This is a genomic window from Gilvibacter sp. CC01 (assembly GCF_055755295.1).
In genome coordinates, this window is sequence record NZ_CM146909.1 from 1,244,953 (window position 1) to 1,264,409 (window position 19,457).

General features: G+C 43.9%; 22 protein-coding genes. 9 read left to right on the forward strand and 13 right to left on the reverse strand.

Going from position 1 to position 19,457, the window contains the following annotated elements:
• Positions 1-3: 3 nt before the first annotated feature.
• Complete coding sequence (locus AC0J2F_RS05855) at positions 4-909, reverse strand: dihydrodipicolinate synthase family protein (protein ID WP_473009234.1); 906 nt, start codon at positions 907-909, stop codon at positions 4-6.
• A 124-nt stretch (positions 910-1,033) separates the two neighbouring features.
• Here AC0J2F_RS05855 and AC0J2F_RS05860 point away from each other — a divergent pair, with 124 nt between their 5' ends.
• Complete coding sequence (locus tag AC0J2F_RS05860; RefSeq protein ID WP_473009235.1) at positions 1,034-1,915, forward strand: helix-turn-helix domain-containing protein; 882 nt, start codon at positions 1,034-1,036, stop codon at positions 1,913-1,915.
• Here AC0J2F_RS05860 and AC0J2F_RS05865 read toward each other — a convergent pair.
• The 5 genes from AC0J2F_RS05865 to ruvC are packed head-to-tail and all read right to left on the reverse strand — an operon-like array spanning position 1,878 to position 5,669.
• A complete protein-coding gene (locus AC0J2F_RS05865) occupies positions 1,878-2,237 on the reverse strand; it encodes an MmcQ/YjbR family DNA-binding protein (RefSeq protein WP_374959612.1) in 360 nt (119 codons plus the stop codon). The two genes, AC0J2F_RS05860 and AC0J2F_RS05865, sit on opposite strands and share 38 nt — an antisense overlap.
• A 1-nt stretch (position 2,238) precedes the next feature.
• Positions 2,239-3,186, reverse strand: a complete 948-nt coding sequence (locus tag AC0J2F_RS05870) for a transglutaminase domain-containing protein (protein WP_473009236.1) — start codon at positions 3,184-3,186, stop codon at positions 2,239-2,241.
• Entirely contained in the window at positions 3,183-3,932 is a 750-nt protein-coding gene (locus AC0J2F_RS05875; RefSeq protein WP_473009237.1) for a cyclase family protein, read from the reverse strand. Before AC0J2F_RS05875 ends, AC0J2F_RS05870 begins: the two co-directional genes overlap by 4 nt.
• A 24-nt stretch (positions 3,933-3,956) precedes the next feature.
• Entirely contained in the window at positions 3,957-5,081 is a 1,125-nt protein-coding gene (gene hemW / locus AC0J2F_RS05880; RefSeq protein WP_473009239.1) for a radical SAM family heme chaperone HemW, read from the reverse strand.
• A 33-nt stretch (positions 5,082-5,114) separates the two neighbouring features.
• Positions 5,115-5,669 (reverse strand): crossover junction endodeoxyribonuclease RuvC, encoded by a 555-nt coding sequence (gene ruvC / locus AC0J2F_RS05885; protein ID WP_473009240.1) that lies wholly within the window; start codon positions 5,667-5,669, stop codon positions 5,115-5,117.
• Positions 5,670-5,727: 58 nt separating this feature from the next.
• Between ruvC and AC0J2F_RS05890 the strand changes: the two genes are divergently transcribed.
• The 3 genes from AC0J2F_RS05890 to AC0J2F_RS05900 are packed head-to-tail and all read left to right on the forward strand — an operon-like array spanning position 5,728 to position 8,695.
• On the forward strand, positions 5,728-6,675 hold the full coding sequence (locus AC0J2F_RS05890) for a hypothetical protein (RefSeq protein ID WP_473009241.1): 948 nt from the start codon (positions 5,728-5,730) through the stop codon (positions 6,673-6,675).
• Complete coding sequence (locus tag AC0J2F_RS05895; RefSeq protein WP_473009242.1) at positions 6,672-7,784, forward strand: glycosyltransferase; 1,113 nt, start codon at positions 6,672-6,674, stop codon at positions 7,782-7,784. The genes AC0J2F_RS05890 and AC0J2F_RS05895 overlap by 4 nt, the downstream gene beginning before the upstream one ends.
• Before the next feature lie 32 nt (positions 7,785-7,816).
• The gene (locus AC0J2F_RS05900) at positions 7,817-8,695 is read left to right on the forward strand and encodes a hypothetical protein (protein ID WP_374959606.1); all 879 of its coding nucleotides are present in this window, start codon (positions 7,817-7,819) and stop codon (positions 8,693-8,695) included.
• Here the strand turns inward: AC0J2F_RS05900 and AC0J2F_RS05905 are convergent.
• The 5 genes from AC0J2F_RS05905 to AC0J2F_RS05925 are packed head-to-tail and all read right to left on the reverse strand — an operon-like array spanning position 8,685 to position 12,670.
• On the reverse strand, positions 8,685-9,158 hold the full coding sequence (locus AC0J2F_RS05905) for a hypothetical protein (protein ID WP_374957763.1): 474 nt from the start codon (positions 9,156-9,158) through the stop codon (positions 8,685-8,687). The genes AC0J2F_RS05900 and AC0J2F_RS05905 overlap by 11 nt on opposite strands.
• Before the next feature lie 2 nt (positions 9,159-9,160).
• A complete protein-coding gene (locus AC0J2F_RS05910; protein ID WP_374957762.1) occupies positions 9,161-9,682 on the reverse strand; it encodes a thioredoxin family protein in 522 nt (173 codons plus the stop codon).
• 37 nt (positions 9,683-9,719) lie between these two features.
• On the reverse strand, positions 9,720-10,826 hold the full coding sequence (locus AC0J2F_RS05915; RefSeq protein WP_473009243.1) for a tetratricopeptide repeat protein: 1,107 nt from the start codon (positions 10,824-10,826) through the stop codon (positions 9,720-9,722).
• Between the two features lie 25 nt (positions 10,827-10,851).
• Positions 10,852-12,309, reverse strand: a complete 1,458-nt coding sequence (locus AC0J2F_RS05920) for a M56 family metallopeptidase (RefSeq protein WP_473009244.1) — start codon at positions 12,307-12,309, stop codon at positions 10,852-10,854.
• Between the two features lies 1 nt (position 12,310).
• A complete protein-coding gene (locus AC0J2F_RS05925; protein ID WP_473009245.1) occupies positions 12,311-12,670 on the reverse strand; it encodes a BlaI/MecI/CopY family transcriptional regulator in 360 nt (119 codons plus the stop codon).
• Between the two features lie 103 nt (positions 12,671-12,773).
• Between AC0J2F_RS05925 and AC0J2F_RS05930 the strand changes: the two genes are divergently transcribed.
• Positions 12,774-13,277, forward strand: coding sequence for a DUF456 domain-containing protein (locus tag AC0J2F_RS05930; RefSeq protein WP_473009246.1), 504 nt, complete (start codon positions 12,774-12,776; stop codon positions 13,275-13,277).
• Here AC0J2F_RS05930 and AC0J2F_RS05935 read toward each other — a convergent pair.
• On the reverse strand, positions 13,274-13,870 hold the full coding sequence (locus AC0J2F_RS05935; protein ID WP_473009247.1) for a nitroreductase family protein: 597 nt from the start codon (positions 13,868-13,870) through the stop codon (positions 13,274-13,276). The two genes, AC0J2F_RS05930 and AC0J2F_RS05935, sit on opposite strands and share 4 nt — an antisense overlap.
• 87 nt (positions 13,871-13,957) lie before the next feature.
• Here AC0J2F_RS05935 and AC0J2F_RS05940 point away from each other — a divergent pair, with 87 nt between their 5' ends.
• From AC0J2F_RS05940 to AC0J2F_RS05955, 4 genes are read left to right on the forward strand one after another with little or no spacing between them, the layout of a single operon-like run.
• On the forward strand, positions 13,958-14,638 hold the full coding sequence (locus AC0J2F_RS05940) for a TetR/AcrR family transcriptional regulator (protein WP_087524225.1): 681 nt from the start codon (positions 13,958-13,960) through the stop codon (positions 14,636-14,638).
• Positions 14,635-16,299 (forward strand): peptidase domain-containing ABC transporter, encoded by a 1,665-nt coding sequence (locus tag AC0J2F_RS05945; protein ID WP_374957757.1) that lies wholly within the window; start codon positions 14,635-14,637, stop codon positions 16,297-16,299. The genes AC0J2F_RS05940 and AC0J2F_RS05945 overlap by 4 nt, the downstream gene beginning before the upstream one ends.
• A gap of 3 nt (positions 16,300-16,302) precedes the next feature.
• Positions 16,303-17,661, forward strand: coding sequence for an HlyD family secretion protein (locus tag AC0J2F_RS05950; RefSeq protein WP_473009248.1), 1,359 nt, complete (start codon positions 16,303-16,305; stop codon positions 17,659-17,661).
• A gap of 4 nt (positions 17,662-17,665) precedes the next feature.
• Entirely contained in the window at positions 17,666-19,072 is a 1,407-nt protein-coding gene (locus AC0J2F_RS05955; RefSeq protein ID WP_473009249.1) for a TolC family protein, read from the forward strand.
• A 30-nt stretch (positions 19,073-19,102) separates the two neighbouring features.
• Here AC0J2F_RS05955 and AC0J2F_RS05960 read toward each other — a convergent pair whose 3' ends face one another.
• Entirely contained in the window at positions 19,103-19,327 is a 225-nt protein-coding gene (locus tag AC0J2F_RS05960) for a hypothetical protein (protein WP_087524221.1), read from the reverse strand.
• Positions 19,328-19,457: the final 130 nt, after the last annotated feature.

A 19,457-nucleotide genomic window follows, 5' to 3' on the forward strand; every position in this document is an offset into this window, starting at 1 on the left:
GGATCAAAAATTTGGCAACTCTGGTCTGTTTGCAAGACCTGTTGCTATAACCTTTAATACGTGATCACGCTCTGCTCCTGCTAGTGGCAAGCGCGGCGCACGTACATATTCAGAGCCCAAATCGGTAGCGACCTCAGCCAACTTAATGTTTTGAACTAATTTAGGGTTAATATCTAACTCAAGCAATGGTAAAAACCAGCGATATATTTCTAAAGCCTCGGCAATTCGACCTTGTTTTTGCAATTCAAAAATAGCTACGGTCTCTCTGGGAAATGCACAGACCAGACCTGCTATCCATCCGTCGGCACCCATAAGCAAACTTTCTAAGGCTAAAGTGTCCACCCCAGTCATGATCTTAAGACGATCGCCAAAGGCATTCTTAATTCTAGTTACGTTAGAAATATCCCGTGTGGACTCTTTAACGGCCTGTATGTTATCGCACTCCAATAAAGATTCAAACATAGGCAAGGTAACTTCTATGGCATAATCCACCGGGTTGTTGTAAACCATAATCGGTAAGTCTGTACTTGTGGCTACCGCTTTAAAGTACTCAACTGTTTCTTTCGGACCGGCTTTATAACGCATAGGTGGTAACATCATTAGGGCGTTAGCACCATCTTCTTGGGCCTGCTGCGCGGCCAGAACAGCTCCTTTAGTGGTTTGCTCGGCAATATTGATAAGCACAGGAACTTTTCCTTTTACCAGCTCAGCAGTATGCCTGGTTAATGTTCTTTTCTCCTCGACAGAGAGTGTACTAGCCTCCCCTAAGGTACCTCCCAGAACTATTCCATGGACACCTGCATCTACTTGAGCCTGAATGTTCTTTGCAAATAACGGCAAATCCAACTCGTCTTGTTGTGTAAACTTTGTGGTCACTGCTGGCATTACGCCTTGCCATGCTACTTTCATATTGAAATGGTTTTTATAGTGTCAAAAATACGACCTAAAGCCTGCATAGCTTTTGAATAAATTTTCCATTATTAATACTATTTTGTCTAGTTTTGATTAACTATGTTAAAAATATAGACAATAAATGATCGGTTCTAAAGTCTTACCTTTTACGATTCCAAAATCTGAAACGGCTTCCATTACGGTACAGCACGATCGTGAATTGCAGTTTTATAAGCATTTACATCAACATCCAGAAACACAATTAAGTCTTATAATTAATGGTAGCGGAACACTTTTCTGTGGAAACACATTAATACCTTTTGCACCCTATAGTCTGATTTGTGTACGCGGAAGACAGCCGCATCTGTTTAGATGCGAACCTATTAAAGGGCAAGTTTTTGAACGCATATCTGTATTCTTTCTGGAAGAATGGCTGGCAAGTATCTGTGAAGTCACTCCAGAGATAAGTAGTTTACAAAATAGCTTTAAGTCTGAAAGTAGTGGTTGGTATTTGAGCGATATTGATCTGGGTATTTTCAACCAATTTGAAGCGCTGTCACAGGCAAAGTCCGCAGCACGCTTTCAGCAATTCATTGCCCTACTTGCTGCTCTTTCCAACCAAAAAATACAAACTATAAGCGAGCTAGGGCAGCCTAAGAATTACCGCGGAGAAGACTCTGACCGGATGAGTAAGATTATTGAGTACACCATGAATCATTATAGAGAACCCGTTTATATTGAGCAGGTAGCAGATAAGATCGCCTTAACCCCATCCTCTTTTTGCAAGTATTTTAAAAAACGAACGGGGAAATCTTATGTGCAGTTCTTAAATGAGATCCGTTGTGAAGCTGCTAGTAACCTCTTGATCCAAGATCTAGAAATGGAAATGCCGGCCATTGCAGAGCGCTGTGGATACAACTCTATAGCCAACTTTAACCGTCAGTTTAAAAAATATCAAGGCAGCTCGCCTAGCACTTACCGAAAACTCAAAGCGATTCCCACGCTAAACGGAGTTTCCTACTAAACTTGGCCACCACTAGGTCATAAGAATGATCTATCAGCTCCGTGATTAAATTGGGAGGCAAACCGGAATCTATTAGTACCGTATTCCAATGCAACTTGCTCATGTGATACCCAGCAAGTATGAGGCCATCATATTGTGAACGGAGCTCCACACTTCTGTCTGGGTCACACTTAAGATTGGCCTGAGCTGGTAAGCGTTCTAATCCAGATAAGGCAAACATCTTACCCATTACTTTAAAGACCAAGGTATGCTCATCAAACGGAAACGATTCGGTCACTCCTTTTTTAGCTAAGCAGTAATTTCTAAAATCTTCTATGTGCATGCTAATCGATCAAATAAACAACACCCGGGCGCTCGTCCAAATGCACAATTAAAAATTTTGCCCCCAACGGAATCTCCATTTCGAAATCTTGGGTAGCAGTTTCTTTGTTCCAAGTGGTCTTTACAGGTTTAGTTCCGCCGCCATCCACACTCAAACTCACAGTGAGACCTTTCGGGACCGGGAGGCTAAAGAACCATCTCCCAGAACTATTGGTGCTTTGTAGTACGGCTTCTTTGGGCGACAGCAAGGCAAAATCTCTAATGGCTTCGTCTACTATGATCGGCATACGCTCAAAAACAGCTCGGTCTAAAGGAAATTCAAGCAATTGATCTTCTTGCAACTGCGGAAAATGGGAATAACTAAAATGCTGCGGATCTGCCCTAAAGAAACGATAGGTAGGATCTTTAATGAACCGGTCCGTATACCGTCCTGCTCCCCAAGTGGGATCAAAAAGATTGGCCTGTCCCGAAATATAAGCTACGTTCCACATATGATTTACATCGAAGGAGCGCGCTATATCATCTAAGGAAGCTTTGGAATCACCACGCACCAAATACGACTGCACTCCGGTCAATTCACACAGCCGTTCGAAGAGGTACGAATACCCTTCGCAGACCGCGACTCGTTTCTCCAAAACGCGAGTTATGAGCTGCTCTCTGAACTTCTCTTGTTTCTTGTTTCGCTCGGCTACGGTGGTGAAGCTGTAATCTAGGGCCTTATACTCTGCTGGGTCGTAGGCAATATTGTTGATGATCCAGCCGTAAATGGCACGGAGTTTATCGGCCTCTGAGGTGAAGTCTCTATTGATGAAAGCTGCGAGTTGTTCTGCGGATTGGGCTTGGGCAGGGTATAACTGAATTACTGCATCAACCCGGGCAAAGTCTTCTTGTGCCTTAAGAGCGGCGTTATGACCAAAAAAAATAAGGCAAAAGAGAATCGCTCGAATCATTCCACACTTATTATCCGGTACAAGACAGGTCTGCTCGGTACGGCATCGCTCACTATATTGGGCAATTGCAACTCCAGCACGTACTGGCCGTCTTGGATCTGATCTTCCACAAAAATAAATTCGGTAATGGTCGCATGTTCTCTAGGCATGCCATCCATATCCCAAAAAGCGCGATGCGCTGCCAACTTACCTTCGTCCTCCTCACGATCTACAGAAGGGGTGTCAATAAGTAAATGCTGTACTCCTTTACGACAGAGCATGGCTGCAGCCTCTCTAGTCAAATAAGGCCAATTGGAGTGCGAATATTGTTTGCTGAGTTTATCCTTATCGTTAGGCAGCGTTCTTATCACTACGGCTTCTACCTCCTTTAAATGATCTTGCAGCTGATGACTACCGATCAAAGCATCACCATTTTTAGATTCGGGATTTACACTAATCACCTGAGCCAAGTAAAAGTAGCGGTGAAAACTCTGGTTCACCGAATGTTGCTCTGCCGTGATATGCCCTAGCGATTCTGTATGAGTTCCGTGGGCATGAGGAATAATATGCATGCTGGTAAAATTTACCGCTGCCCCAGCTCGTACAGCTCCTTCCCAATCGTCCAGCTTTACTGGTTTGAACTCCGGATGGCCTACATACCAAGCATTCGGATTATCGGCTCCGGAGCGCATCGGAATAGAAATATCCAAAGGCTTATCCAGATCAATGGCGAGCTCGCGCTCCCCTATTTGAAGTCTTGCGATCATGATGTCAAGTTAAGCAATCTTAGCTTAAAGGAGTTTAAAAAGTTCCGCAGCAATACCATCAGACAGGAATTTGGCATCCTTGGGCACATGTAAGGTATCGCCATCTAAAAAGATCCATTGCTTGGCTTGTAATTCTGGCAATAAAGATTCCGCATACTCGCGATAGACCGAGCCAAAATCCGCAGCGATCTTGGGTAGAGATACGCCCTTGGCTGTACGTAAACCAGTCATGATATATTCGTTATAACGATCGTTCACACTTAGAGTTTCTGACTGATGCGGCCGCTTGCTATCTTGAAGCGCTTTGATGTAAAGCACATTATTTGAGACATTCCAACTGCGTGTATGAGCTACCAAAGAGTGAGCCCCAGGACCTATCCCCAAATAAGGGACTCCTTCCCAATAAGCCGTGTTGTTCTTAGAGTGAAAACCCGGTTTGCCAAAGTTGCTAAACTCGTAATTCTCATAACCCGCTTGTTGGGTCATACTTAAGAGTAGATCGTAATGCGCCTTGGCCAAAGCCTCGTCTACCGGAGCGACAACTCCTTTTTGAATAAAGCGATCTAGGGCTGTATCTGGCTCTACGGTCAAGGCATAACAAGACAAATGCGGAACCCCGGCTTCAAAGGCCGTCTCAAGGTTTTGCTGCCAACTTTCTAAAGACATTTCGGGCACGCCGTAAATAAGGTCGATGGAATAATTATCGAACTGCTCACTTATCAAATTCAGAGCTTGCCTGGCCTGTTGCTCATTGTGGGCCCGATTCATAAAACGCAGGTCCTTTTCTTTAAAAGATTGGATTCCCAAACTCAAACGGTTCACTCCAATGGCCTTATAAGCTGTAAGAAGGCTTTCTGAAATATCGTCCGGATTAGCCTCTAAGGTAAACTCAAGGTCATTTGTAAGCTTGTATTGTTGGTTTACCGTGTTGAAGATCTGCTGCAATTGTTGCGCACTGAGTAAACTGGGCGTACCTCCTCCGAAGTAGAGCGTAGTGATCTTATCAGCAAGTTCGGCTTTTCGTAAAACGAGTTCTTGGCAAATGGCATCCACCATAGCCTGTTGATGCTTTAAGCTGGTGGAAAAGTGAAAGTCACAGTAATGGCAGGCCTGTTTGCAAAAGGGTATGTGGATATAAATTCCGGCCACGAAAATTACTTTGTTATATTGGTCTGTATGAATTTAGCCTATTCTATCCTGATTGTCTTTAATAAAAGCGCCCCAACCAGAGTAAGATTTACCCGTTGCTATCTTTCCGTCATTATAGAAATGGCAAACGGCAGCAGCCAAGCCATCTGTACTGTCTAAGTTCTTTGGCAGTTCTTTAATGCTTAAGATGCTTTGCAGCATTTTAGCCACTTGTTCTTTACTGGCATTTCCGTTACCGGTTATGGCCATTTTGATCTTTTTAGGCGAGTACTCCGTAATAGGCACTTGTCTGGAAAGTCCTGCCGCCATGGCAACTCCCTGGGCTCTGCCCAACTTAAGCATAGATTGCACATTCTTTCCAAAGAATGGTGCCTCAATTGCGATCTCGTCTGGGTGATAGGTTTCTATGAGCTGTACAGTTCGCTCAAAAATATGCTTGAGCTTTACATAGTGATCCGCATATTTGTGCAGTTGTAGTTCATGCAATTGCATGAATTCCATCTTCTTACCAACTACGCGAATGAGCCCAAATCCCATAATGGCGGTTCCGGGGTCTATCCCTAATATGATGCGTTCTGTTTTACTCATCGCTTATTTTGACACGAATGCTAACCTACTGCCTGCGGATTGTTTAAATTAGCAAGCCATGGTCTTCTCAGACAAAGCTAATCAATATCTATTAGTCGCCCTAAAATTGATCATTTTGGTGGCGATGGCCTTTTTTCTTTACAACAAACTCTTTGTAGACCACCAAGGGCAATTGCGCGCCTTGTGGAAGCAGATCACCGAGAACATGGCAGTTTGGACTTTGATTTGTTGGATAGCATTGAGTTTTCTCAATTGGGCCTTAGAAGCTAGAAAATGGCAACTACTCACCGCAACTACGCAGCCCTTAAGCTATACTCTCGCTTGGAAACAGACCTATGCTTCCTTGGCAGCTTCTCTGCTTACCCCGCAGCGAGTAGGTGAATACGGAGCCAAGGCCTTGTTCTTTGAATCGGCAAAGCGCAAGCGTATCCTTTGGCTCAACTTTTTGGGCAATATGCAACAAATGACATTCACTTTGATTTTGGGAACTCCCGCCCTTATTTGGGTGAGCACCAAATTCGACCTCCCGATCTCCAGACTCAACTTCCTCTTATTAGGATTTGTTTTTGTGTTGCTGCTGTTCTTTGGCTGGCTGATCCGCAAAAGACAGTTATTGTTCCAAGGCTTGTCCTTAGAAGCCCTTTGGAACAAGACCAGAGCCTTACCCAATAGCATTTTAATTTGGACTACCGTGCACAGCCTGCTCCGCTATGCGGTATTTTGCAGTTTATTACTTTGGATGCTGTTTGGTTTTGGAGCTCCTTTTGACTATTGGACCTTATTACCATTTGCTCTTGCCTATTATCTTCTGAGCAGTATTACGCCCATGCTTTTTATTTTGGATGTGGTAGTTAAAAGTGGGATAGCCGTTATGATATTTGGCCTGATTGGCGTGGATCAAGTTCCCGTGGTTTTTGCTGTATTGCTAGGCTGGATATTGAACTTCGGTCTGCCTGCCGTAATAGGTAGCTGGATCATTACAACTTATAAAAAGGCTGCAAAATGATAACGCTTACGAGCATAGTACTTCTACTTTATGCGGAGCTGATCATTTGGGCCTACCGAGGGATAAGCAGATTGAAGTCTTTGGATTTTGCTTCGGATGCGAACCAGCTTAATGCCACTATTATCATTCCTTTTAGAAATGAGGCCCAGCGCATAGGTTCACTTCTAGAAAGCATTAAAAAGCTTCCCGCAACAGGAACTATCGAACTACTTTTTATGGACGACAGTAGCGAAGACGAGTCCGTTGATTTGATACATGCTGCTTTAAATGGTTCAAAGGCGGACTACCGTGTTTTAAAGGTGATCCAAAAATCTGTTGCTACTAAGAAAGATGCCATCACCCAAGGGGTTAATACTGCCAAACATCCTTGGATAATAACACTGGATGCAGACGTTTCAGTTCCAGATTTCTGGTGGAATTTGATGCAAGCAGGACTTGCACAAAATCCTGACTTAATGCTAGGCCCAATTGCTTTGGCTTCAGAAAACAACCTACTTAATTGGCTACAGCAAATAGAAACTTCAGGGATCACGCAGCTCGGACGCGGCGCGGCAGGTTTTGATAGACCTATGGTAGCAAATGGCGCACATTTGGCCTATAACAAAGCTTGGTTCACTGCTGTGGGTGGCTTTAATGGAAACCTAGATATTGCAAGTGGCGACGACATGTTCTTGCTTAAAAAAGCCGTCAATAGCAAAGCTAAGATCCTTTATCTGAACAGTAAAGAAGCGACCTTAACAGTAGCCGGAGCTAGCTCTTGGTCCGAGTATTTTTGGCAGCGCATTCGCTGGATAAAAAAATCCCAAGCCGTAGGCTTGCAAAACTCAAACAGCATGGGGTTGGTAGTTACTTTGGGTAACCTATGGATAATTGTTTTGTTGGCAAGCACTTTCTATGACTCAAAATTTTGGTGGATCTTAGGTGGTTATTTTGGGATAAAAGTATGCTGCGATATATGGCTACTGGCTTATCAAAAATTAGATAGCACCCAAAACTTACTGCTCAAGACAATCGTCGCGAATTTAATATACCCCTGGACTTTGATTATCATTTTACTTAGAGCCAGCAGCGGTTCCTACCGCTGGAAAGGTCGGGAGTATAAAAAATAATATGTACTTTTAGTTCACCTAAATCGCTGAGCATGCAACGTTTAAAATCCCTTATCTTTCTTGTAGCCTTTAGTATTTCTACATACTCATTTGCCCAACAGAGCTACACCATCAACGGAGAATCTTTAGCTCTAAAAACAGAAGTGAGCGGCACTATTGATCTGCTCTGGAACACCTTTGACAAACAATACAGATACTTTGTTAAGAAAGACGGACAGTATTACGAATTGGTCAATACGCGGGTAGACGGCAAATATCAAGAGGAGTATAAAAGTACCTTGAACGAGCTCACAACAGGGAGCGGACTGTCTACAGACCGTCTGCGAATGACCTTAGCCGGCTTGCGCAGCTTTATCAATGATTACAACGCAAGTGTGGACCCGAATTACACTTCCAATTCAGAGACAGTTGCCTTAGAGACCCGTTTGGGCATATTTGGTGGAGTGACCAATAACCGATACACTTCCAACCCTCAAAACGCTATAGCACCTTTGGTTGGTGTAGAATTCGAAATTCTAGACAGCAAACTGCTTGCGCGACACGCCATAGTTTTTCAGTTCCGACAAACCTTTGCCGTTGAGGATTTTGACTACACGGCTTCTCAACTGTCTTTGAATTATCGCTTCAAATTTGTAAAATCTGCTACAGTTGATGTATTTGCCAATGCACGTCTGGCTACCTATACCTATTCCAAAACAGTGATCACCTCAACTGATCCGGCAGAGAATTCTGTAGACATGGAAGTTTCAGGAGGCAATTTGCAAGCTCCTATACTTCTGGGCTTAGGTGCCGATATTAAGCTTGGGAACGGATACTTGACTTTGGCCTATAACGACTTAGTTGGGCTAACTATAGACGATAATGGTGAATTTCCGGTAGACTTCAGTTTGGGATATAAATTCAATTTGTAGCCAGCACCAGCGGAAGGGTATACTCCGTGGCAACCGGCACCCCTTTTTTTGTGGCTGGTGAGACAGGCTGCATATTGACCAGGGCCGATTTGAGCCAAGATTCCAAACGGGGCAGTTGTACCCGAATAATGGAATCCATTTTTACATTTTTGATACTAAATACACCGCTGGTATCAATACGCATGTCCATCCAAACGGTATCACGCAATGACTGGACCATTCCTGGAACACTATCAAGTAAAACCTGACTTATGGAGCCGCTCAGCTCCCGATGGAAACAACGCAGTTGTGTGGCCTTATCTTGAGTCTCATCGCAATTGGGGAATAAGGGATATTGGTCCACTTCATCCCAATTGATGGTCGCCATTTCTTGCTTGAACAAGGTATCGGCATCTACTTTCTCTGTTTCAAAATACTGGCAAGAAACCATCAGCAGCAATAAAAAGTAGCAAGCTTTTTTCATAATTATTGATCTTTTGCTTGCCATTTAGCCATAAAGTCTTCCCATTTAGTGTTCTTGTACAGACCTTCTCCCAAAAAGGTGACTATGGGTAAAAATTCCTCCGCAGTCCTATACCCCTTAAAAGCCTGCAAAGGAGTAAGTATGTCATTGAGAATTATATAGGTAGGATAGCTTAGCTTACGTTGCATAAAAGCAGCCGGGAGCTCGTGATAACCGCGTCTGCCCCGCGCAACATATTTAAAGGTGTATCCGCGATAGGTAATAGAATCGCGTTCTTCTCCGTTGAGCTTTACTGCGTAGTAGTTCTCGTTGATGTATTTTACAAAAGCAGGATCTTGAAACGTGCTTTTATCCATGCGTTTGCACCAGCCACACCAATTGGTGTAAATGTCGATAAAGACGGGTTTAGGTGTTTTGGTAACCGCGGCCTCTGCCTCAGTGATGCTGATCCAATTGATCGAATCTTGAGCCTGCAAAGACACGCTCAAAAACAATAATAAAACACTGAGAAATAACCCTTTCATCGGGCTAAAAATAGCAAAACGGCTCCGAATAAAAAACTCAATCCTTATCCATAAATAACTGCTCTTTTATATCTGAGATCCGATAAAGTACCGTATCGATAAAGCGGCCTTTGGGAAATTGTTTCGAATAAGCCTCATAATAAGGTAAAACCAGTGCCTTATCGGCATAGCGGTTGTCTGCTGCAACGGCCAATTGATACTTGGCCAGTTGATTCTGCGGATTCTCTGCTAGCGCCTCTTGCAAGGCCTTCATAACTTCGGGGTAATTCCCTTCGCGGTTATAGGTAATGGCTAAGGCCAGAAAATGACTGTCTAAGGGAACGTCTAAAAGTCCAATGGCAATGTTTATATGCCTGCGTGCTTTCTCTGGCTCGTTGAGACCGAGATAGGCTGTGCTTAAAGAGAAATGCCAATTGGCGTTGCGATCGTCGTACTGATTAATAAGTACTTTATACTGCTCTAAGGCCTGCTCGTATTGGTAGGTTTGGGCATAGGATTTCGCCAAATGCTCTCTAATGGATTCGTTGTCCTTTCCCAACTCCAAAAGCTGCTCAAAGCGCTTGATGGCATCGTGATATGACTTATTGACAAAATAACTCAAGCCATCTAAAAGTAAGAATCTTGTACTGTTAGGATTTGCCTTTAAACCGAGGTCTATATATTCCTTGGCACTGACAAATGATCTTTTCTCTAGTAAGAGTTTGGCAATGCGATACAAGGCATTTTGTTGGTTGTTGTCTGCACGGTAAGCTTTGAGATAATCTATAATCGCCGTACTGTCCTTGAGTTGTTCACGGGCGTAGCCTCGTTGATATAAAACAGAGGCGTTGGTAGGCTGTTTTAAATGTAGGCCGCTGAACAAACTGTCTGCTTTTTTGTAATAGTTGCTCTTAGATAAGAGGATTCCGTAGCGGTATCCAAGCCGAAAATCATGGGCATTCAACTCCAAAGCAGAACGGTACGCAGCTAAGGCTTCGGCATTTCGGCCCAAGGCCTCGTTGGCAGTAGCGATCCGCTCATAAACCTGAGGCGATACTGGGAGTTGGTTGTACACCTCAATGGCTGCGGAGTAGGCCCCGGTCTGGACCAAACTGTCTCCAACGGCCAAAGCCGAAGTCTGAGCTCCGGCTTTAACGCAAATCACTAAAACTATTATGTAAGGAAGATATTTATTCACTCACCTCAAAAATAATGGGCACCGAGTAAAGCACAGCAACTGGGGTGCCATCATTTTCTCCCGGACTCATCTGTGGAACCAGTTCTATCACGCGTTTTGCCTCCAACTCCAACTCCGGATGCGGCGCTCTGGCTCTTACGTCTACTACGTTTCCATCGGTGTCTATCTTAAACATTACTGCAATACGCAATTTTCCCGACAACCCTAAACTGCTTGCCTTTTTTGTATCAAAAGCGTCAACGATGAATTGGGTCAATTTTTGGCTCATACACTTTTTGAGTTCTTCATTGTTTCCACTGCACCCTGGGTAAATTGGCACTCTATCTACAGCGGCAAAGGGTACAGGCATATCCTCTAAATTCTGATATTGAACCACCCTTTCGCCATTGACAATTACTCCATCGGTATCTCTGAGATAGTCTTCTACAGACTCGTAGATCTTATCGCCTTCTTTGGCAGGTGTGGCTAGGAACTCCAGCGCACGACGCTCGTCTTCGGTCAGGTTTCCTTTAGCCATGATAGCCTCTGAAAGCTCCTCTATTTTGGTCATCACATCGCTGTTCTGGCCAGACTTTGCCGGCAGATCTGTAGAGGCGGTCTCCTCTGAGCAAGAAGTGTAAACAACCATTGCCATAAGCAAAGGTAACACCAGAGCAAACTTGAGCAATTTTGCACTGCTCGATCTTGATTTTTGTAACATACTGATTCGTTTTTTGATTAATGAATGATTAAAAAAGGTATTGATGAATGAAACATGTTCTGTTTCGAATACTTGCGATAATAGCTCTTGATAGTAAGCGCTTTTGCCTTTACTGGCGGCAACCTCAGCATCTGCAATATATTCTTGCAATGAGGTCATGCGAAGCTGATACAGATACACCAGTGGATTGAACCAGAATACTATCCGCAGCAACTCAAAAAAGAGCTGATCGAAAGTATGACACTGCTTTACGTGCACTTGTTCGTGCTGCAAAATGATCTCTCTTTGCTTAGGTGCCAGATCCGCACCTAAAAAAACGGTTCGCCAAAAAGTGAAGGCCGTTTTGGTGTTAGGTAAGATTACCAATATAAAATCTTGGAGTCTTGTGCGCTGCCCGCTGCGACTGAGGCGGAAGATCTTAAAGAGTTTGCTGGCAAACCAAAGTCCAGCCAAAACTACTCCTATTTGCCAAAGTACCATCCACGGAAAAACAAACTCTTCTGGGTTGGGAACAGTAGGTACAAATCCCTCGCCTCCAATAAACACAGTTGGCAATTGTACCCGCAGCTCCGGACTTATCTGTCTGCCTATGGCTGAGATCTGTATAAAAGGCAATACAAGACTTAGTGCTGCAGTACCTAAAAGATACCAGCGGTTCCAAGTAAAAAAGGTCTCCTTTTTTAGGAATAGATCGTAGACTCCCAAAAAGAGTAGCTGAAATACCAAGGTTTGGATTAAGTAATGTGCCATTTTATTGCTCTTTTTGAATTTCATTCATCACAGACTCGAGTTCGTCCAAGGTCATGTCATTGTTCTTCATAAAGAAAGAAACCATACTTTTAAAAGAACCTTGGAAATAGCCATCGCGCAACTTCTTAAGACTGTGTTTACTGTAAGCCTCTTTGCTCACCTTTGGAAAATAAACGTGGCCACGTCCTTCTTTTCTATAGTCCACAAAACCTTTGTTCTCCAAGATTCGAACTATGGTAGAAACTGTATTATAGGCCGGTTTAGGTTCTGGAAGTTCTTCTAAAAGCGAAGCCACATTGGCTTCTTTTAGCTCCCAGAGGAGTTGCATGATATCTTCTTCTGCTTTGGTGAGTTGTTTCATCAGTTGTCTTTTCTGAAATCAAATATAACTAAATATTTAGTTTAAACTAATTTTTTAGTTAAAAAAGATTGTAACAAGTCAGACCGACCAACGTCCAATGGGTATGCTAGATATCTTTTTATTGATCCTTGGGCTGCTTTTATGCTTCGGAGGAATTATAGGTAGTGTACTTCCGGTTTTGCCAGGACCTCCTATATCTTGGTTGGGACTTTTAGTGTTGTTCTTAAGTTCGGCAGTACCGGTTAACTACTGGTTTTTAGGCATAACTTTATTTATAGCCATAGTAATTGTTATACTGGATTATGTGATTCCAGCTGTGGGAACCAAACGCTTCGGAGGTAGTCACGCCGGTGCCATAGGCACGACCATTGGTCTAATAGTTGGATTGATCGCACCAATTCCATTTGGTGTCTTGATAGGGCCTTTTGTAGGCGCGCTTATTGGCGAGATAGCCTTTAATCAGACCGAGTCTAACCAGGCCTTCAAGGCGGCATTCGGGTCCTTTTTAGGTTTTTTAGCCTCTACTTTTATGAAATTGGTAGTTTGTTTTATCTACCTCGGTTTTTACATTTATTACGCAGCCAAGTATTTCGACGGCTTCTTTTAAAACCAGCTCACGTGAGCTGTCAAGGGCTTTCTTTGCCAAGGATCGGGCAGCTGGTCTTTTAAATGCCCGAGGTAGAAGAATCCTATGCAGCGTTCTCCGTTTTCCATGGAGACGAATTCTTCCAGGTATTGCATAAGTGCCGGAGATGACCAATAACATCCTAGACTTAGCTCAGTACATAGCAACCACATATTCTGTACAGCCATGGCGGTAGCCGCCAATTCTTCCCAATAAGGCACCCGCTTTTCTGGATCTTCTTGCACGCAGATGGCGATCACACAAGCCGCTTGCGTAGGTTTGTTTCTGATTTTAGCCTCCTTGAATTCCGAGTAATTCCCTATGGTGTCTCTGTACTTCTTCCCCAAAAAATCACCGAGGGCTGCTCGTTGCTGCTCTGAATGAAAAACCTTGAATCGCCAAGGTTGGGTTTTGCGGTGTGTAGGGGCCTGATGTGCCGCCAATAGCAATTCCTCTATAGTTTCTTTAGCAATTGGCGCATCGCTGTACATAGCGGGATACACGGATCTTCTCTTATGGATTATGTCTTTGATCATCACTTTGATTTGTGCTTCAAAACTAAAGAATTCTGCCATTCTTAATAGTTTCTATTTCTTAATTAAAAGTTAAACTATTGATTAATGATAGTATTACTATTATTTTTGCGACGAATTATTGCAGATATGGAGAGACTATTTTCAAACCTGACCATTACCGTGCATCCTAAGATCTATCTGAAAGACCCAGAGTCATCAGATTTAGGCCTTAGGATCATTGAGCACAGTATCCTTCTCATTGACGAGATCGGATTTGAAGCCCTGACCTTTAAAAAGCTAGGGCAACGCATCGGATCAAATGAAAGTTCCATTTACCGCTACTTTGAGAACAAGCACAAACTCCTGCTCTATCTGACCAATTGGTATTGGGGATGGCTGGAGTACAAATTGGTTATGGAAACTTACAGCATGACCGATCCGCAAGAAAAACTGAAACAAGCCCTAGAGGTTATTACTCGCCCTGTTCAGATCGATGCAAGCTTTTCCCATATCGACGAGGTTAAACTCGGACAGATCGTGGTCAATGAGTTCAGTAAAAGTTATCTCACCAAAGAAGTGGACGACGAGAACAAAGAAGGCTACTTCGCCATATACAAGCGCCTGATCCATCGGGTTCGAGATATGATACTCGAGGCTTGCCCGGAGTACCAGCACCCGGCCAGTTTGGCCAGTACGGTAGTTGATGGAGCCTTGCATCAGCATTTTTTAATGGATCACTTCACCTCCATTACCGATTGTAAAAAAAGCAGCCCGCCCTCGGTCTTCTTTAAACAATTGGTCTTATCAACCTTAAAAATAGACGCATGAGTCAGAAAATAATATACACCCCCTGGAAAAGGCTAACCGAAATGCTAGAGCTGGATCGCAAGGACGTGATCCAGGTATTTTACTATGCGATCTTTGCGGGAGCCGTTAGTTTGTCATTACCTCTGGGAATTCAGGCGATCATTAACCTCATCCAAGGAGCACAGATCAGTTCTTCCTGGATCGTTTTGGTGATCTTGGTAACCCTAGGAACCGCTTTTGTTGGAGCTTTACAGCTGATGCAGTTCCGCATCATTGAGAACATTCAGCAGAAGATATTTACTCGAGCTTCTTTTGAGTTCGCCTATCGATTTCCTAAGATCCAACTCAGTGAACTCCGCAATTACTATCCGCCAGAGTTGGCCAACCGCTTCTTTGATACGCTCACAGTACAAAAAGGCTTATCTAAGATCTTGGTAGATTTCCCGGCAGCCTTACTGCAGATCATTTTTGGTCTGTTGCTGCTATCGCTTTACCACCCTTTCTTTATCGCCTACGGCATACTCTTGCTACTATTCTTGTACTTATTGTTCAGTTTTACCGCTAAGCGCGGGATGAGCAGCAGTCTGGAAGAGTCTAAGAACAAGTATAAGGTGGCCCACTGGATACAAGAGGTGGCGCGTACAGTTGTGAGCTTTAAACTCTCTGGAAAGACCAGTTTGGCACTGAGAAAGAACGACAACTTAGTGGTCGGATATTTAGGAGCAAGAGAGAAACACTTTAAAGTATTGGTGATCCAATTCATACAGCTCATTGGATTTAAAGTCTTGGTAACGGCAGGACTACTGCTTATCGGAGGAATCTTGGTACTGAATCAGGAAATGAACATTGGGCAGTTTGTCGCTGCGGAGATCATCATCATTATCGTGATCAATTCCGTAGAAAAACTCATTACGGGACTAGAAACCATCTACGATGTGCTAACCTCTTTGGAAAAGATAGGTCAGGTAGTAGATAAAGAGCTGGAGCCACAAGAAGGAGACACCTCTTTCTTAAACTCAGACACTTTAGCTATTGAACTCAAAGAGATCGGTCTTGAGGTACCTGGTAAAAAGCTTCCGATTCTAAAGGATATCAACCTTGATCTAAAACCGGGATCCCGCATTTGGATCACCGGCGAGAACGGTAGTGGAAAGACTACCCTTCTCCGCGTCATATCAGGGATCGTGCCTCCAACAAGCGGACAAATGTTTGTCAACTCTGTAGCCCGCTCTGCCATTCATTTGAGCAAATTCAGAGCCTTGGTGGGCCAAACACTATCAGAAGAATCTCCTTTCGAGGGAACCTTGCTAGAGAACATCACCTTTGGCGATCCGGACATAACTCGAGAGCGCGTGAACTGGGCCATAGAAAATGCAGGACTTATGGAATTTGTAAAGTCTTTGGACGACGGCATAGATACCGTACTCTATCCTGAAGGCCGCCAGATTCCCTTTACCATAGGAAAAAAGATCTTACTGGCCAGAGCCATAGTACACGCACCAAAGCTGTTGTTGCTCAAGGACCCATTAGATCATTTCAAAGCGGAAGAGGCTCGCAGATTGCGTGCATTCTTAACTGACAAATCCCATCCGTGGACCTTGGTGGTAGTAAGCCAAGACGAGGAATGGGGAGAATTTTGTGACACAACACTCACCATGGAAAAAGGTGCATTTAAAAAGTAAATTATGTTAAACATCTCTCAAGAAAAACTCAACCAGAAAGTTTCTCTGGAAAAGTACAAGGCAGCAGGGCTGGTTTTTCATAAACGGCACTTTAAATATTTCAATCGATTCTTAAAGATCTTTGCAGTCATCTTTTTGGTGGTCATGTTTTTGCCCTGGACCCAAAATGTATCGGGTAATGGCTATTTGACCACATTGGCTCCAGATGTTCGTCCGCAGACCATACAATCACCTATCCCCGGAACGGTGGCCAAATGGTATGTGCAAGAAGGTGACTTTGTAAAAAAGGGTGATACAATTTTGCATATCACTGAGATCAAAGACGAGTACTTTGACCCGGAGTACTTAGCGCGTACTGGGCGTCAGATAGACGCTAAAGCCCTTTCTTCTGAAAGTTATGAAGGCAAGGTCAAAGCGCTGGAGAATCAGATCTCGGCACTCAATCAAGAATTGAGATTAAAAACAGAACAAGCCAAGATCAAGATCAAGCAATCTCAGTTCAAGGTAACCAGTGATAGCGTGGACCTTATCGCTGCCCGTATCAACGACAGCATTGCGGTAGCCCAATTCAAGCGTACGGAAAGCCTGCTCAATGACGGTTTAAAGTCTCGTACCGAATTAGAAGATAAACGGCTAAAAGCTCAAGAGACGGCGGCCAAATTAGTTGCCCAACAAAATAAACTCTTGGCTTCGCGTAACGAACTTATCAACGCTCGTATAGAGCTCAACCGAGTTCAAGCCGAGTATGCCGACAAACTCTCTAAGGCAGAGAGCGAGAAGTTCACGGCAGCCTCCAGCAAATTCAGCACCGATGCAGAAGTAGCTAAACTGCAAAGTCAATATGCGAGTTTTGAGGTGCGCTCCGGACTATATTATATCAAAGCTCCTCAGGACGGCTATATCAACCGCGCTATAGTGGGCGGTGTAGGCGAGACCATCAAAGAAGGCGATCCTATCATTCGGATCATGCCCTCAGGCTTTAGTATGGCGGTGGAGACTTATGTGAGTCCTATCGATATTCCACTGATCCACGTTGGAGAGCAAGTGCGTGTTCAATTCGACGGATGGCCAGCCATAGTATTTAGCGGATGGCCTAATGTATCCTACGGAACTTACGGCGGAGTTGTAGTTGCCATAGACACCTACATCAGTGAAAATGGAAAATACCGGGTGCTGATAGCACAAGATCCGAACGACCACGAATGGCCCAAGGAGCTAAGGGTAGGATCTGGAGCCTTTACCCTGGCCTTACTGAACGATGTGCCGATTTGGTTCGAACTCTGGCGACAGCTCAACGGGTTCCCACCAGATTACTATCAGCCGCAGGCAGAAGACAAAACCAAAGCGACCAAAAAGAAATAATACGATGAAGTACAAACTGCATCTGTTTTACATACTGCTTTTTTGCTCAGTGGGTTTATTTGCCCAATCGGACACGCTTTTGCTCAGCTACAGAGAATATCTGGGCTATGTCAAGGAGTACCATCCGGTGGCCAAACAAGCTGAACTTGTTTTGAGCAATGCCGAGGCAGAGCTGCTCAAAGCTCGTGGGGGCTTTGACCCGAAGATCGAAGTTGATTACGATCAGAAGCAATTCAAAGGCAGCGAGTATTACGATCTGCTCAATGCTACCTTTAAGATCCCGACCTGGTACGGAATTGAACTTAAAGCAGGTTTTGAAGAGAACGAAGGCGTTTTTCTGAATCCAGAGCGAACTGTACCCGAGAATGGACTCTACAACGCCGGACTGTCGGTTTCTGTAGCTCAGGGCCTTCTTATCGATGAGCGTCGTGCCATGCTGCGACAGGCCAAGTTCTTTGTAGAACAGTCTAAGCAAGAGCAGACCCTTTTGGTGAACGAACTCTTGTACAAGGCAAGTGAAGCCTATTTCGATTGGTTACAAGCCTACAAGAAGCTGCTACTGCAAAGGGAATTCTTGGGCAATGCCGAGCAACGCTTTCGAGGGGTAAGAGCGAGCGCGTTGTTGGGTGATAAGGCGATTATTGACACTGTGGAGGCCAATATTCCCGTTCAGAACCGTTCCTTGTTGTTAGAACAGGCGCGAATTGAGCTGAACAACAAACGCTTGACACTGTCGAATTATTTGTGGATAGCCAATAACGTGCCTATGGAGATTCGCCCGGATGTGATCCCGGAGATAGATCTGGAAATGACCTTGGCGCAGACCTTGGGAGTTTCTCCTATGAATGTGGAAGCCTTTGACCTGAGTAATCATCCGAAGCTATTATCATTACAATACAAAGGCGAGGCTTTAGAGGTAGATCGACAATTCAAGGCCAACAATTTGTTGCCCCGAATAGATCTGGAATTCAACGCCCTTAGCACCACTCCAGACAGAACAGAGACCTTTAACAGCAACGATTACAAATTTGGGGTCAATGCAAGTTTTCCTCTTTTTCTGCGTAAAGAGCGCGGTGCACTGCGGATGGCTAAATTCAAAATCCAAGACAACGCCTTTGAGCAAGAATTAGCCCAAGTGAGTATTGCCAACAAGGTCAATGCCTTACAGCAAGAGCTGTCCTCACTGCGTACACAGATCAACATAAACGACAATATGGTTGATTCCTACACCCAAATGCTCGCTGCAGAGATCCGTAAGTTCGAGCTGGGCGAAAGTTCGGTCTTCTTGGTAAACAGCCGTGAACAAAAATTGGTGGAAGCGCGTGTTAAGCAAATCAAACTTGAACAGAAATACTACAGCGGGTTCGCTAAGTTATTCCAAGCTTTGGGAATCACAGAAATTGATCTATAAAAAAATCCGCTCGTTAAAGCGGATTTTTTGTTAGGCTACTAGAGGTTTCCCTTTTAACCTTTTCTCTATTTTCTGTTTGATCACGGTGAGCCTTTTCATGAGTTCCATGAGCTTGGCATCGCGATTTTGTTTATAGACTTCATTCACTCCCAAGATCAGCTCCTTAACTTCTCGTGCAGCGAGAATACGGTCCGATGTAGTCTTAAAAGAGTGCTTTCTTTGCTCGAATTCGAGCGCTTTCTCAACTATATCCATTCGCAAAAATTGTGTGCTTTTTAGACAGTTTAAATATGGGACAAAATACTTAAACAAAGCCTATTGAAACACAATTACTTATTAACATAATTTATGGTACAATCGCCTTGGACAATCACAAATTGAACAA